Source organism: Cobetia sp. 2AS (assembly GCF_029846355.1).
Taxonomy (GTDB): domain Bacteria; phylum Pseudomonadota; class Gammaproteobacteria; order Pseudomonadales; family Halomonadaceae; genus Cobetia; species Cobetia amphilecti.
In genome coordinates this window covers 491,954-507,211 of sequence record NZ_JARWKQ010000002.1, presented here as the reverse complement: position 1 = coordinate 507,211, position 15,258 = coordinate 491,954, and the positions used below count along the sequence as shown (strand labels likewise).

13 protein-coding genes are annotated in these 15,258 nt (G+C 50.2%); all 13 read left to right on the top strand.

Going from position 1 to position 15,258, the window contains the following annotated elements; genetic code table 11:
- The first annotated feature begins 77 nt into the window (after positions 1–77).
- The 13 genes from cysN (at position 78) to QD356_RS07220 (ending at position 15,196) form a co-directional block, all read left to right on the top strand.
- The gene (cysN, locus tag QD356_RS07280) at positions 78–1,994 is read left to right on the top strand and encodes a sulfate adenylyltransferase subunit CysN (RefSeq protein WP_165873953.1); all 1,917 of its coding nucleotides are present in this window, start codon (positions 78–80) and stop codon (positions 1,992–1,994) included.
- 62 nt (positions 1,995–2,056) lie between these two features.
- Positions 2,057–2,485: a DVU3141 family protein gene (locus QD356_RS07275; RefSeq protein ID WP_192839359.1), complete on the top strand. Its 429-nt coding sequence runs from the start codon at positions 2,057–2,059 to the stop codon at positions 2,483–2,485.
- Positions 2,486–2,736: 251 nt separating this feature from the next.
- Complete coding sequence (locus tag QD356_RS07270; RefSeq protein ID WP_225996653.1) at positions 2,737–4,380, top strand: polysaccharide biosynthesis/export family protein; 1,644 nt, start codon at positions 2,737–2,739, stop codon at positions 4,378–4,380.
- A 26-nt stretch (positions 4,381–4,406) separates the two neighbouring features.
- Positions 4,407–5,237, top strand: coding sequence for an ABC transporter permease (locus tag QD356_RS07265; protein WP_192839374.1), 831 nt, complete (start codon positions 4,407–4,409; stop codon positions 5,235–5,237).
- Between the two features lie 3 nt (positions 5,238–5,240).
- Complete coding sequence (locus QD356_RS07260) at positions 5,241–6,323, top strand: chain-length determining protein (RefSeq protein ID WP_192839357.1); 1,083 nt, start codon at positions 5,241–5,243, stop codon at positions 6,321–6,323.
- A 3-nt stretch (positions 6,324–6,326) separates the two neighbouring features.
- On the top strand, positions 6,327–7,448 hold the full coding sequence (locus tag QD356_RS07255) for an ABC transporter ATP-binding protein (RefSeq protein WP_192839356.1): 1,122 nt from the start codon (positions 6,327–6,329) through the stop codon (positions 7,446–7,448).
- 123 nt (positions 7,449–7,571) lie between these two features.
- The gene (locus QD356_RS07250; protein ID WP_192839355.1) at positions 7,572–8,564 is read left to right on the top strand and encodes a glycosyltransferase; all 993 of its coding nucleotides are present in this window, start codon (positions 7,572–7,574) and stop codon (positions 8,562–8,564) included.
- Positions 8,557–9,390: a beta-1,6-N-acetylglucosaminyltransferase gene (locus QD356_RS07245; protein WP_192839354.1), complete on the top strand. Its 834-nt coding sequence runs from the start codon at positions 8,557–8,559 to the stop codon at positions 9,388–9,390. Before QD356_RS07250 ends, QD356_RS07245 begins: the two co-directional genes overlap by 8 nt.
- A gap of 20 nt (positions 9,391–9,410) precedes the next feature.
- A complete protein-coding gene (locus tag QD356_RS07240) occupies positions 9,411–10,214 on the top strand; it encodes a capsular polysaccharide synthesis protein (RefSeq protein WP_192839353.1) in 804 nt (267 codons plus the stop codon).
- Between the two features lie 95 nt (positions 10,215–10,309).
- Positions 10,310–11,125, top strand: a complete 816-nt coding sequence (locus tag QD356_RS07235) for a sulfotransferase (RefSeq protein WP_192839352.1) — start codon at positions 10,310–10,312, stop codon at positions 11,123–11,125.
- Positions 11,125–11,940, top strand: a complete 816-nt coding sequence (locus tag QD356_RS07230; RefSeq protein ID WP_192839351.1) for a hypothetical protein — start codon at positions 11,125–11,127, stop codon at positions 11,938–11,940. The genes QD356_RS07235 and QD356_RS07230 overlap by 1 nt, the downstream gene beginning before the upstream one ends.
- Positions 11,941–11,960: 20 nt before the next feature.
- Positions 11,961–12,980, top strand: a complete 1,020-nt coding sequence (locus tag QD356_RS07225) for a glycosyltransferase family 2 protein (protein ID WP_192839350.1) — start codon at positions 11,961–11,963, stop codon at positions 12,978–12,980.
- 2 nt (positions 12,981–12,982) lie between these two features.
- Complete coding sequence (locus QD356_RS07220; RefSeq protein WP_192839349.1) at positions 12,983–15,196, top strand: beta-1,6-N-acetylglucosaminyltransferase; 2,214 nt, start codon at positions 12,983–12,985, stop codon at positions 15,194–15,196.
- Positions 15,197–15,258: the final 62 nt, after the last annotated feature.

Below are 15,258 nucleotides of genomic sequence, written 5' to 3'. Positions count from 1 at the left end.
GGATGTCCCAAGCGCTGGAAGCGTCGCGGCTCATACGCCACAAGACGCTCGCGCCGGACAAGCCTCGTTCAGGGAGAATGACAGTGTCACACCAGTCGACGATGATCGCGGAAAATATCGAAGCCTATCTCAAGGAACACGAGCAGAAAGACCTGCTGCGTTTCATCACCTGCGGCAGCGTGGATGACGGCAAGTCGACCCTGATCGGTCGCCTGCTCCACGACTCCAAGATGATCTATGAAGATCAGCTGGCCGCCATCACCCGCGATTCCAAGAAGAGCGGCACCACCGGCAAGGTCGATCTGGCGCTGCTGGTCGATGGCCTGCAGTCCGAGCGTGAGCAGGGCATCACCATCGATGTCGCCTACCGCTACTTCTCGACCGACAAGCGCAAGTTCATCATCGCCGATACCCCGGGGCATGAGCAGTACACCCGTAACATGGCGACCGGGGCGTCCACCGCGAGCCTGGCGATCATCCTGATCGATGCGCGTTATGGCGTGCAGACCCAGACCCGTCGCCACAGCTACATCTGCTCGCTGCTGGGCATCCAGCACCTGGTGGTCGCGGTCAACAAGATGGATATCGTCGACTACTCCCAGGAACGCTTCGACGAGATCGTCGCGGACTACAAGGAGTTCGCCAAGGACCTGGAAGTCCCGGATATCCGCTTCGTGCCGCTGTCCGCGCTGGAAGGCGACAACGTCGTGTCCATCAGCGAGCACACCCCGTGGTATGACGATGCCGCCTACGAAGCGCGTCCGCTGATGGACATCCTCGAGACCGTCGATGTCACCGAGGACAGCAACCTGACCGACCTGCGCTTCCCGGTGCAGTACGTCAACCGCCCGAACCTCAACTTCCGTGGCTACTGCGGCACCCTGGCCGCCGGTACCGTCTCACCGGGTCAGCAGATCAAGGTTCTGCCCTCCGGTAGCACCTCCACCGTCGAGCGCATCGTCACCTTCGATGGCGATCTCGACATCGCCTGGCCGGGGCAGGCCGTCACGCTGACCCTGACCGACGAGATCGATATCTCGCGTGGCGACATGATCGTCGCCGAAGATTCCGATCTGGAGCCGTGCACCGCCTTCACCGCTGACGTGGTGTGGATGCACGAGGACCCGCTGATCGTCGGCAAGGAATACGAGCTCAAGCTCGGCACCTCCAGTGTCATCGGACGCGTCGGTCGCATCATCCACCAGACCGACGTCAACACCATGGCGCGCAACGAAGCGGAGAACATCCCGCTCAACGGCATCGCCCGCGTGCAGGTCGAACTGACCCAGCCGCTGGCCATGGACAGCTACCAGCGTTCACCACATACCGGCAGTTTCGTGTTCATTGACCGCCTGTCCAACATCACCATCGGTGCGGGCATGGTCAAGGAGACCCTGAGCGCCAGCAACATCGTGTGGCACGACATGGCGGTCACCAAGCAGCGCCGCGCCGACCGCAACAAGCAGAAGCCGTGCATCATCTGGTTTACCGGTCTGTCCGGTGCCGGCAAGTCCACCGCCGCCAATGCGCTGGAACGTCAGCTGTTCGCCATGGGCTACAACACCTACCTGCTGGACGGCGACAACGTGCGTCACGGCCTGTGTGGTGATCTGGGCTTCAGCGAAGACGACCGCGCCGAGAACATCCGTCGTGTCGGCGAAGTCGCCAAGCTGATGGTCGATGCCGGCATGATCACCCTGGTCAGCTTCATCTCGCCGTTCCAGGCCGATCGCCAGACCGTGCGCGACATGGTCGGCACTGACGAGTTCATCGAAGTTTTCGTCAACACGCCGATCAGCGTCTGCGAAGAGCGCGATCCCAAGGGCCTGTACCGCAAGGCGCGTGCCGGAGAGATCAGCGACTTCACCGGCATCAGCTCGCCGTATGAAGCGCCGGAGAACCCGGAAATCGAGATCAACACGGGTGAACTGAGCCTCGAGCAGACCGCACTCAAGCTGGTCAATCAGCTCAAGCACTACAACGTCATCGGCTGATGCATTCACGCCGATCAGCCCTCGCCGCAAGGCGGGGGCGTTTGCCGTTTCAGGACTCACATATGACTTTATCCCGATTCAAACAGCGCTTGCCGCATGTCGTGCGTCTCGCGGCAGTGGCAGGCCTGGCACTGGCCATCACCGGTTGCGCGACCTCCTATCCGGAATCCACCGGTGCCGGCAGCACCAACCTGGCCAACCTGACCGGCGCTGCGTCACTGCCGGCGGATGTCTCGTCATTTCTCGACAGCGCCGCCCCCGGCAGCGTGATTGCCGTGCCGACCAGCCCCTGGGGCAGCAACGTCGAAGTGGTCGCCCATGAGCGCTACTTCGCGGCCAGCGGACGTATCTGTCGTGAGCTGACGGTCTCCAATCAGCGTGATCTGCCGAGCAAGGAACTGGCGTGCCGGACCAGCAATGACGGCAAGGCCGGTGAGGGCACCTGGGTGACCCAGCGGTTGGTGACTGGTCTGCTGGAAGAGGCCCGCTGAGGAACTTCTCGATAACTTCTCAGCAGCTTCTCGGCAACTTCTCGCTGAAAGGCCCGCACCTGGCTTGGCGTGAAACGACGATTGCAGGAAGCAGGCTGGCCTGGCCGACACTGTCATTCCTGACCGACACTGCTCTATTTTTTGCACGATTTTCTTTGCACTACGAGGGGCCTAGCCCGATGACAATTTCCAGATTCTTGCTCCGGGCCGGGTGCCTGGTGGCGGTAGCGTGCCTGAACGCCAGCCCTGCCATGGCAGCCGGCCTGGACAGTGGTTCCATCCTGTCCAGCAATGACCAGGCCTCCAGCATCCCGCAAAAGACGGATAGTGTAGAAGACAAGGCGCGTGCCGACTGGCGCAGCGGAACCTACGGGCCGCTGACCTCCCGTGCACAGACCGACCCTGATTCCTTGCCGCCGTTCGGCGAAAACCTCTTCACCGGTGGTTTCCGCGGCATGATGGCCGATGGCCTCAACAGCAGCTACACCATCAAGCCGGGTGATCAGATCACCCTGCGTGTCTGGGGTGGGGTCGAGATGGAGTCCGTGCTGCCTGTCGATGCGCAGGGCAACATCTTCCTGCCGGGCATCGGTCCGGTGAAGGTGCAGGGCACCACTAATGCCCAGCTGGATGGCAAGGTACGCAGCGCCATTCAAGAGGTGTATCCCGAGAACGTCAGCGTCTACACCAACCTGCAGGGCGTGCAGCCGGTGGGCGTCTTTGTCACTGGGTATGTCAAGAATCCGGGCCGCTACGCCGGGACCCCGAATGATTCCATGCTCTATTTCCTCGACCAGGCCGGCGGTATCGACCAGGCACTGGGCAGTTACCGCAAGATCAAGATCAAGCGCAATGGCCGCGTCATCAATACGGTCGATCTCTATGACTTCCTGATCAACGGCGAGATCGCTCGCCCGCAGTTCCGCGATGGCGATACCGTCGTCGTCGAGGAGCGTGGCCCGGCGATCAGCGTGGTCGGGGATGTCGAGCGTGATTATCGCTATGAGCTCACCGACTCGCGTCTGAGTGGCGAAGATGTGCTGAACCTGGCGCGCCTCAAGTCGGGCGTCTCTCACGTGCTGCTGCGTGGCTCACGTCCAGACGGTCCCATCTCGCGCTATCTGCCGGTGACGGAATTCCGCGCTGCTGATGTGCGTGCAGGGGATGAAGTGCTGTTCAGTGCCGATCAGCGTGATGAGACCATCGTCGTGCAGCTGGAAGGCAGCTTCTATGGCCCGTCGCGTTATGCATTGCCGCGTGATGCCCACCTGGGCGAACTGCTCAATGCCGTCGGGGTGCCGAAAGAGCTGACCGATTACCAGAGCGTTTCCATCCGCCGTGAAAGCGTCAAGGAACAGCAGGCGCAGGCATTGCAGGACAGTCTCAAGCGTCTTCAGGCCACCTATCTCGGCGCGTCTTCCTCGACCACTGAAGAATCTGAGCTTCGTGTCCAGGAAGCCGAGATGATCGAGAAGTTCGTCGAACAGGCGAAGAAGGAAGAACCGACCGGACGACTGGTCGTGGCACGTGAAGACGGCAACATCGCCGATGTGCGCCTGCAGGATGGCGATGTCATCACCATTCCGGAAATCAGCGATTCCCTGTTGATCAGCGGCGAAGTCGTGGTACCTCAGGCCATGGTCTACACCCAGGGCATGACGGTGATGGACTACATCAACAGCGCCGGTGGCTTCACGCAGCACGCGGATGAAGACCAGATTCTGGTCGTGCGCCAGAACGGCGCCGTGCGTCGTGCCGAGGAAGTCGAGCTGCGCTCTGGTGATCAGATTCTGGTACTGCCGGAACCGCCGACCAAGAACCTGCAGCTGGCCACCAGCATCACGCAGATTCTCTATCAGGTCGCCGTCGCCACCAAAGTCGCGATAGACCTCTGATCATGGCCAGTGACATGAACGGTGACATGAGTCTTCCATCATACCACTCTGCAGGTGACAACAAGAGCGGGCCCAAGGCCCGCTCCGCCTGGGCCGTGACGCGCAGTGTCTGGTACGCCATGTTCGTACGTGAAGCCGTCGGCCGTACCATGGCGGATCGCATGGGCTGGTTCTGGATGATTGCCGAGCCGATCGCCCTGGTCGCCATCATGGTATTCATTCGCTCCTTCGTTCGGGGCGACATGTTAATTACCAATGCGGAATTCATTCCTTGGTTGATCGCGGGGCTGATGGGCTTTCACCTCGTCAGGGAAGGGATGATTCGAGGGATGGGGGCCGTCAATGCCAACCAGGCGCTGTTTACCTATCGACAGGTACAGACATCGGACCCGGTCATCGTACGCAACTTCCTTGAGGGCATGCTCCGGACCTTCGTTTTTCTGCTCTTTATCGCAGGTGGCCTGCTGCTGGGGATACCGCTTGCCCCGGATGATGCCCTGTTCGCACTCTTCAGCTGGTTGTCCTTGTGGAGCCTGGGCCTGGGGCTGGGGCTGACACTTTCAGTACTCGCCACACTGGTGGAAGAGGTGGAGAGAATCGTCAAGATCATCAGCCTGCCATTGTTGATCACATCGGGCGTCATCTTCCCCATCAATCATATGCCGCATTGGCTGCTGGAGTACCTGATGTGGAACCCGATCCCTCACGGGCTTGAGTTGCTTCGTCTTGGCTTCTTTGAGAGCTATCACGTGGTAAAGGGAACGAGTCTGCTTTATCTATGGTTCTTCATCTTGTCATTGAATGCGCTGGGCCTGATGTTACATATCCGTTTTTCTCATAAACTCAAGGCGAAGTAATCCATGAAAGCCTTTATGACTCGTCAGCCCCATTGGGCATTTGCGCTGATTGCCATCGTACTGGTGACATTGTACTGGAGCCTGTGGGCGTCAGACCGTTATGTCTCCAGGGCGACCGTAGTACTGGAAAGCCCTCAAATTGCCACGACAGACTTCAGTGTCTCTTCCTTGTTCACGGGGGGCAGTACTGACAAGGACTTGCTGTTGTTGCGCGAATATCTGATGTCCACTGACATGTTGAAGTTGGCCGATGACAAGCTGGGCTTCAGGGAACACTACAGCCAACATGGTGACCTTTTCTCGTCATTGATGGATCAAGACGCTCCGATCGAAGAGCTTCACGACTATTATCTTCGCCGCGTGAATATTGAAATGGACGAATACGCGGGGGTACTGAATATTGAAGTGCAGGCCTATACTCCGGAATTTGCCCACAAGATGACTGAGTTGCTGCTCTCGGCAGGCGAAGCTCACATGAACGAGATGGGGCGTCGGTTGGCGGAAGAACAGGTCACGTTCCTAGAGAAACAATTAGCCCGTCTTGAAGGGCGTCTGGATGATGCCAGAGAAGCCCTGCTGAAATTCCAGAACAAGGAAGGGCTGGTCTCGCCGACGAGTACAGTGGAAAGCATCAATCAGGTAGTGGCGACCCTGGAAGGGCAATTGGCAACCTTGCAGGCTCAGCGCAAGGCACTGGGAAGCTTCCAGAGCAACCGCGCCTCTGACATGCGTCGCGTACAGGCGGAAATCGAGGCAATGCGTGAGCAGATCACCAAGCAACGTGATCGCCTGGCCCAGGCGACCGGGGGGTCACTCAACAGCATCTCATCCCAGTATGAAACGCTGGAACTCAAGGCCACCTTTGCACAAGAGACATACTCAAGCGCGCTGGCAGCGCTGGAAAACACACGTCTTGAAGCTGCCCGCAAGTTGAAGCAGGTAAGCGTGCTGCAAAGTCCTCTGATGCCTGAATATTCGACCCAGCCTGAACGCCTTTACAACATCACGGTCTTTGCCCTGATCACCATCTTCCTGGCCTTCATTGCCAGCATGTTGATGCTGATCATCAAAGAACATCGGGATTGAGTCATGATAGAGATCAAAAATCTCTACAAGCGCTACCACAATCACCACGGTAGCGAGTGGGTGCTGCGTGATATCAACCTCACGATTCCGACAGGTGTGAGTGTCGGCCTCATTGGTGCCAATGGTGCTGGCAAGTCAACCTTGCTCAGACTGATCGCCGGGATGGACACGCCAGAGCGAGGAGAAGTCATTCGCCATAGCCGGGTCTCCTGGCCAATCGGCCTGTCCGGTGGCATGCAAGGCAGCATGACCGGACGGCAGAATGTCAAATTCGTGGCACGCGCTCAGGGGCGTGGCACGGATGTGGCTGAAATCGTCGACTTCGTCGAAGACTTCGCGGAAATCGGCAAGGCCTTCGATGAGCCCGTCAAGACATACTCCTCCGGGATGCGCTCCCGTCTCTCCTTCGGGCTTTCCTTCGCGTTCGACTTTGATGTCTACATCTCGGATGAGGCGACCGCCGTAGGGGACAGGGCCTTCAAGGCCAAGGCGCAGGAGTTGTTTCAGCGTCGGGTTGGCCAGGCCTCACTGATCATGGTCTCTCATGGGGAGGGGATGCTGCGTGAACTCTGTCAGGCGGGAATCTATATCCGCCAAGGCGAGGCCATCTGGTATGACGACATCAACGATGCCATCCTTGCCTACCATCTCGATTCAGACAAGCAGGACCCGACGACAGAATCGAGCGAGGAGATTGCCCTCAGCGGAATGGACCCCGCCCTGTTGACCGCGGAAAAGCTGGCTGGCCTGCAAAAGATGATTCAGCAGAGGCAACCCAAGGTAGGCGGGTTGTGGCAGGTGATTCGTCAGGCCAAGGATGCAGGCTGGCCACATCAGGACATCAAGGTGCTCAATCAATTGCACCAGCACTGGAAAGGGGAGCTGGAAGAACTGAAAACCATCGTAGCTACCACACCGCAAGAGCAACGCAAACAGGCCAAACAGCAAGTCAACCAGAATCGTAAAAGGATTGAAGCTATAGAGCTGGGCCAGCAGCAAGTGGAATCAGGCAAGGTGCCCTTGAAAAAGCAAGATAAAGAAGTGCTCGACAAGGCGTTGCGTTTGATGAGGGAGCAGAAGGCGCAGTTGGAAGCCAGGTTGGATGCTCTGGACGGACTGGACTGATGGGGGTTCGCAGGTAGACCATGCCTCTGCTTGCACCAGCCAGTATATGCCAGGCCCAGACCCATCATGCGCTGGGGGCTACATCGTATTACCCATCTTCTTAACCGCCCTGCGAGTCTCACCATGTGTGCAGCAAGTCTCAATAATGTCATTGCCACCATCATCATCCCCATTCGCGCCCTGGAAGTAGAGCAGCGCGAGATACATCGACTGAAAAGACTGCTGAGCACTATTCCTAGTGGTTTTGAAGTCGTGGTGGTGGATGATGGAAGTCCGTTTTCCGTCAAGCGCTATCTCAAGCAGCTGGTGTCCAGCTGTTCGCATTATTCGGCGAAGATCACGCTGGTATCGCTGCAGACGCAATGGCGACGTTTTTCTCTGGCGCGAGCCCGAAACCGTGGTGTCAGAGCGGCAAGCGCTCCAGTCGTCATCTTTCACGATGTAGATTTCATCGGCTGCCCTTCAGTCTATGAGCGTATCCAGCAGCATATTCTCCAGATACGGTTGGCGGAAAAGCCGCAGAATTTCTTCTGCCTTCCGGTTGCCTTTCTGACAGAAGAGGGCAGCGATGAATTCATGCAGGCCTTCGAGAAAGGGCAAGAAGCATGGTGCTTCAAGGGGTGCCACAAGCATCTGGCGGGGAAACTGCAATTTCTGGTGCAAGGGAGTTCCGCCATTGTCTCGCAGCGCGAAGACCTGCTAGCCATGGGAGGGCATGATGAATCCTTCAAGGGGCATGGAGCAGAAGACTTCGAGCTGCTGCATCGCCTGGGGCAACGTTATCCGATAGCGCCTTTGCCGCCGGAATATCTGCGAAACATGGGGAGCGGAGATATTACCGAGTACCGCGGTTTCCGTGCGTATTTTTCCCTGTATGGCGAGCAAAGCCGTTTGGCAGGTACCACCCTGGTACATCTCTGGCATCCCAAGCGTGCATCCAAGGGCTACTATCGTCATAAGCAGAATTTTGCGCGATTGCAGAAAGTCATGCAGAAAGAACCAAAGATTGATAGCTCACTCAAGCATCGGGAATCGCTATTACCGAGAGAGAGCCATCCGCAGCACCGTAGCGAGACACCGACGCCTGTCGTCACTCAGGAGACAAATGATGAGTGAAGATTCTGAAGTGACAATCAGTTACCTGATTCTGTGTCATGACAGCCCAGATCGTATTGTTCGGCTGGTCACCAGGATTTTATCGGATGATGAGACTGGCCAGGTGGTCATTCATTTTGATAAAAACTCTTCACGCGCCAAATTCAATGAGTTGAAGGCAAGGCTTCATGGTACTTCGAGATGTCATATATTGGAGAATCGAGTCAGATGTGGCTGGGGGCAATGGTCGTTAGTTAAAGCAACAATGTGGATGCTTAGATTTTCTTATTCGAACATAATATCTGATTATTATTATTTGCTGAGTGAGCATTGCTTTCCGGCTAAACCCCTTATACAGCTCAAAAGTTTTTTGTATAATTCTAAAAACTTGAGTTATATTGAGGTATATGATGAGAACTGGATAAAGGGGGGGATTCGTGAAGATAGATATTTTTATAGGCATATAGTAAATAAAAAGAAGTATCCATTGCTTCACAAAAAATTATACAAGTTACAAAAGCTTTTTAAGTTTCGAAGAAGAAAGCCTAATAATATAGATGTACGTTTTGGTAGTCAGTGGTGGTGTATACACAAGAAAAATATTACCAAAATCGAGACTTTTTATAGTAGCTACTATGATTTTTTTAAACATTCTTACATACCAGATGAAATGTTTTACAACACTTTCTTTTACAATGCTGTTTGTGATTTGGAGTATACCTCTTTAAGTTTAACCTGCAATCATTTTAATGGTCGCGGTGTGCCGATGGTTTATAATATGCATAACTTAAATGAAGCGTTAACTAAGCTTGATACATTCGTTTTTTTTATTCGCAAAGTAAAATAAGTTATTAAGCAGGTGATGTTATGAAAATTATTTGGATATGTTGGCTACAAGGTGAAGATCAAGCACCACCTATTGTTAAAAATTGTATTGATTCTTGGCGAAAAAATAACCCTGAATGGAATGTTATAGTCATTACAAAAGATAATTTTGACTATTACTTAGAAGGCATAATTCCTAATAAGGTTATGCATAATATTTCAGGCCACTATGCAGCATTGTCCGATTTAATTAGAGTTGCCTTATTGCATAATCATGGCGGTGTATGGGCAGATGCAACAACTTTTTGTATAAAGCCTTTAAATACTTGGCTTTATGAAGCATCACCTAATAACTTTTTTTGCTTTAATAACGTCCACAAAGATAAAACCGCTTGTAGCTGGTTTATCTATTCCGATAAATACAATCCAATAATCTCTAATTGGCTTTACGTTTCTATTAGTTATTGGGAGTCGTTTAATGATAAGCCTAGTGTCAAAAAGATAAAAACTGATCCGGAAGTTTATAAGCTATTAAATGATACTAATACCTCATGGTTTAGTCCTACAGTTTCATCTAAGTTGAATATATTTCCATATTTTTGGTTTCATATGTTGCTAGATGAAAAAGTATTGAATAACTCATATATGGAGAAAATATATGGCTCTAAGACCACAGTATATAGTGGCAATTTGACGTTATCTCATAGAATGCGCGATTCAATGGATGAAAAAGTTATTTCTATATTAAGCGATAAATCTTTGCCGATGTTTAAGCTAACATATAAATACAATAAAAAAGAACTCCCGGTTGACTCTATAGCTTCATACTTCAGCGGGAGAATATAAATGGCTAAGTATAAACTTTAAGTTGTTTTTAGATTTAAAAAATCTAGCGTTATTATTGAAGGTAAATTCTATAAATATTGCTTCGGGATTATATGATGTTACCAAATTTCTTATGTATTGGTTCTCAAAAAGCAGGTACTAGTTGGCTGTACGATATGTTAAAGCAACATCCTGATATATGGCTTCCTGATATAAAAGAAGTACACTATTTTGATTATTATTTTGGCGAGGGTACTGGTGCAAAACAGTGGGCCCCTAAACATATAGAAAAGGCTATGGAAAGAATAAGAACAAAAAAGAATCCCTCTTCAAGCGATAAAGCTTATATTAATGGCCTTGAATTAACTAAACCACTTACTAAGGAATGGTACTCGGCTCTTTTCAATCATACACAAGCATACGAACGAGCGTTAAAAGGTGAAATTACACCCGAGTATAGCGCGATAAATGAGGCAGGCGTTAAGGAAATTAGAGAAGAGTTGGGTGATATAAAAATAATTTGGCTTATCCGAGATCCTATTGCTCGTGCTATAAGCCAAACCAAAATGGTAATTAACCGTTCCAAGTTAAATCCTGCTCTTATAGATGAAGGTAATATAGATAAATATGTGAGGTTTAAGGGTAGAGCTGACTATATTAAAAGTATTCCATTGTGGGAAAAATATTTTTCTGACATATTGTATTTACCCTATGGTGATATTAAAAGTAGGCCTGATTATTTACTTGATCAGTTAAGTGCTTTCCTAGAAGTAAAAAGTTTTGGATATAAAAATGCTAGTAAGGTAGTTCACAAAACTAAACCTGTTGAGCTTACAGCTAGTGCGGTTCAAGTTCTAGAAAGCTATTCTATGCCTCAATACGACTTTTTAGAGAAAAAATTTGGACCTGAGTTTATGAAGAGGATCAAGTGATGGATAATCTTATATTACATCTTGGTGTACATAAAACAGCCACTACTTATTTCCAGTCTAGATTATATAATTCAAAAAAAATCTTGAGCGACAATCGCGTAGGCTACCTTGGGTTAGATGCAACTCGTAGAGCTATTACATCGAAATTGCATGATAAGATTGAAATGTCGGATGAATTGAAGGATATTTATTCCACCTCCAAGTCTTTAATAATTTCTGATGAAAATATCATAGGTGGAACCGAAAGAATAACTAGTCAATTAATCTACCCTGATGTCTATAATAGACTTGTAGCTTTAAAAAAGAAGATAAAACATAATAATGTTGAAGCAAATATTACAATTCGTGATCCTGAAGCGTATCTAATATCTAGGTATTGCGAATATTTACGTCATTATCGCTTTGTTAGTATAGGACAATATTTTGATAGTTTTAATCTAAATGATTTTTCATGGAATCCCTTATTGTCAACTATTGAAGAGGCTCTTCAATGCAAAGTTAATGTGACATGTTTTGAAAATATTTTCGAGGATGAGGTGGGATACCTAAACTCTATTACTAATCTTGATATTGATTATGCTAGTGCCGGTGAAGGTTCCTCAATCAAGCGCTCAAAAATATCTCTAGAATCATATCGTATTTTGGAGCATCTAGCAGACCATTACCCAGCACATATGACTAGAAAGCTTGTTAATATGATGGACAATAACAAGCAAAAAGGAAAGCCCACTCCTTTACGTCCTTTCAGTGATGAGATTAGTCAGCGATTGAAGGAAAACTATGAGTCAGATAAGAAAAAGTTAAATCTCCTTTGATATAGAGATAGGATGGTAATATGCTGGGCTCAATATTGGAAAAAAGTAAACAGATATATATCAAGGATAGAACCTTAAGCGTCTTGCTTGAAAAAGCAAAGCGGCATTCTTCAGATATTGAAGTCTCCCAAGATAATACCAATAGTATCAAGGATGATGACATACTTCTTTTTGCTACCATGAAGAACGAAGGACATCGTCTAGAATATTTCTTTGATTACTATCGCTCTCTGGGTGTTAAGCATTTTATTATAGTAGATAATGGTTCTACAGATAATACTAGTCAAATTATAAAGAGCTATGCAGACATAAGTTCTTGGTACACCGAGGCAAGTTACAAAGATTCGAACTTCGGTATGCATTGGCTTAATCATCTGTTGAACGAATATGGTGTGGGTCATTGGTGCATGACATGCGACCCAGATGAATTTCTTGTCTATCCTTATATGCAGTCCCGAGATCTAAAAGATCTAACAGATTATCTTGACTCATTGAAAGAAGAAGCTTTCTTTACATTGATGGTTGATATGTATAGCAAAAGCCCAGTTGAAGAGGCTGTCTATACTCCTGGTCAAAACCCATTGGAAGTATGCCCCTACTTTGATAAAACAGGCTATTCAAAGTTTTATTATCATAAATATCGAAACCTTTTCGTCCAAGGAGGGGTGCGCCGCAGAGTTTTCAGTCGCAAGAACCCTTCGGCATCCCCCGCTTTGAATAAAGTACCGCTGATAAAATGGAAGAAAGGCTATGCTTATGTGGAATCCATGCACATGGCCTTGCCGAAGCATTTGAATGCCTGTTGCTATATTACCAAGACACACGGTGCGCTGTTGCACTATAAGTTTATTAGTCAGTTACAGGATAAAGTCAACGAAGAACTGGTAGCGAAACAACACTTCAATGATTCTGCAGAATACAAGATGTATGACGGAATCATCAAGGAAAGAACAGTCCTGTTCGATGAATCCGTATCTCAGGAATTTACCTCTTGGAAGGATCTCGCCCAGTTAGGACTTATCAATACAGGGGAGTGGTAATCGTGAAAGTATCTTTCGTTCTCTTGGCACATGAACATCCTGATAAACTCAAGGGGCTCATCACTTCTCTACTATCTACGGGTAGTAATATCTTTGTTCATCATGATGCTACCGCTTCGGGAGACCTGGAGCAGTCAGTCGCTGCCTGGAGACTGGATCAACTCCCCGGCAAGATTTACTTTGCTGAACGGGTCAAAGTGGTCTGGGGAGAATGGTCGATCATTCAGGCTACCTTGAATTGTCTGGAGCAGGTGAGGCTGCATGACAAGGATAGCGATTACCTCATGTTGCTATCGGGATCTTGTATGCCCGTCAAGCCAGTCAAGTTACTTGAGCAATATCTGGCTTCCAGCGGTAAAGATCATATCGAAGCTGTCAATGCTGAAAAGCATCAGTGGGTTACAGCAGGGCTCCAGAAACAGCGTTGGAGCAAATATCATCTGTTCAATTGGCGCTATCAGCCCTGGAAGTTTGAAAAAGCACTCGAAATTCAGCGCAAGCTGAAAATCAAGCGTGTTATCCCACTCAAGCATACCGCGCACATGGGGTCACAATGGTGGTGTCTGCGCCGCTCTACCGTAATGCGCATCATGTCACTGGTTGACAAGAAGCCGATACTCAAACGCTTCTATCGCTTTACTTGGGTGCCTGATGAACTTTTCTTTCAGACCTTGGTGGCAAACCTTGTACCGGAGGAAGAACGCGATAGTGAATTGCTCACGCGCTATACCTTCAACTCGTGGGGGATTCCCAGAGTCTATTATAATGATGACTATCCTGAATTACTTGGGGAAAGCAAATTCTTTGTCAGGAAAGTTTCACATCGTGCCAACGGGTTACGTGACAAATTAGCTGATATTGTCACCATGACAACAAGTGAGTACACCTCATTATTGTCAAGCGCTGATAGTGCGCGCGAAGCTTACCGCGAACGTCTGGAAATGAAAGCCTGGATTGAGCGTACTCGGTGGCATAGTCTTGAGTCGCATCAAGAAAACCCCTATGACTATATCAAGTCTATCCCCAACAACATGTTGGTGTTGATAGGCTCTGACACTCTGGCCAAACAGGCTGCTCTGGCTGAGCTCGACAAGCTCGACAGCACTGTGGTCTATGGCGACCTCTTCGATGATAACGAGGTGGGTGCTGGCTATCGCAGCAAGTCATCGCTGCCAGTCGCCGCCGATGACACGACGTTGATGCAACATAAATGGCATCAGCAGTTAGGAGATATCGCTTACCAGCATCCTGACAAGATCATCGTTTTCTCCTTGGGGGCCAATGCACTCGATTATATCGAGGTTCTGCGCTGGCATTCCGGCTGTAACCTGTTGATGGTCGATCGTGACAATATTGATCACATCGACAAGCCGGTCACCAAAGACCTCTACTTGAAAAGCAAGGTGCTGCATCTTCTGGAAGACAGGGCCTGTGAGCTGAACCGGGTGTCTACTGGTATCATCAGGCGTGTCGTGGAAGAGTTTCTCGACAAGCCCTGGAGCGTGCGCTCTTTCAAACACACTTTGTCGCGTCATCAGGCGCGTGTACGTTGGCCTGCACTGCTGACGGACAATTTCAATCATTGGGATTTCCTGAAGGCGATCTACTCAAAGATCATCGTTCTGGTATACGACAAGGCCGAACATGTCACTCCCATTGAGGCCTACCTGAAGGATACCCACGGGATCGAGCTGTATCATGATGCCCTGGGCGTGATCCCTGAAGGGGATGAGACACTTGATTGGCACTACTATCTGGCGGATCTGGCGCATCTTAACGCCAAGGTTGGCAATGGGGTCCTGGTCATGACCATGGACCATGCCACCATCAAGCGCCTCGATACTCTGCGTTGGAAGCGCCATCTTCTGGTGCTGGCGTTGGAAAGTGAAGGTGATGACCAGGCAGACCACCTCAAGATTGAATTCCAGCCTGAAGGGGCCAAGGTGGAAGGCCGTAGTTATTCTCATGGAGAAGTATTGCGTGAAGTGGACGCGATCATTGCCGATCGCCGTTGCAGTTACTCTGCTGTGCCCTATCACGATGACTTCTGGCTGGACGAAGTCATTACTGACTTTATCCAGATTACCCCTTTTTCCAAGGCTTCATTGGCCTCTGCTCAGAGCTTGAGAGCTGACAAGGGCGAGAAACCCATGCCGACGATGAAGCCGCAAAAGGCGAAGGCGCCAACACCAGCCCTTGCCACCAAGCGGTTGTAGAAGGATTCTCCCGGCTCATGTGTCATTCGCAGGCGCAGGAGTGGAGAAGCACTCACGAGATG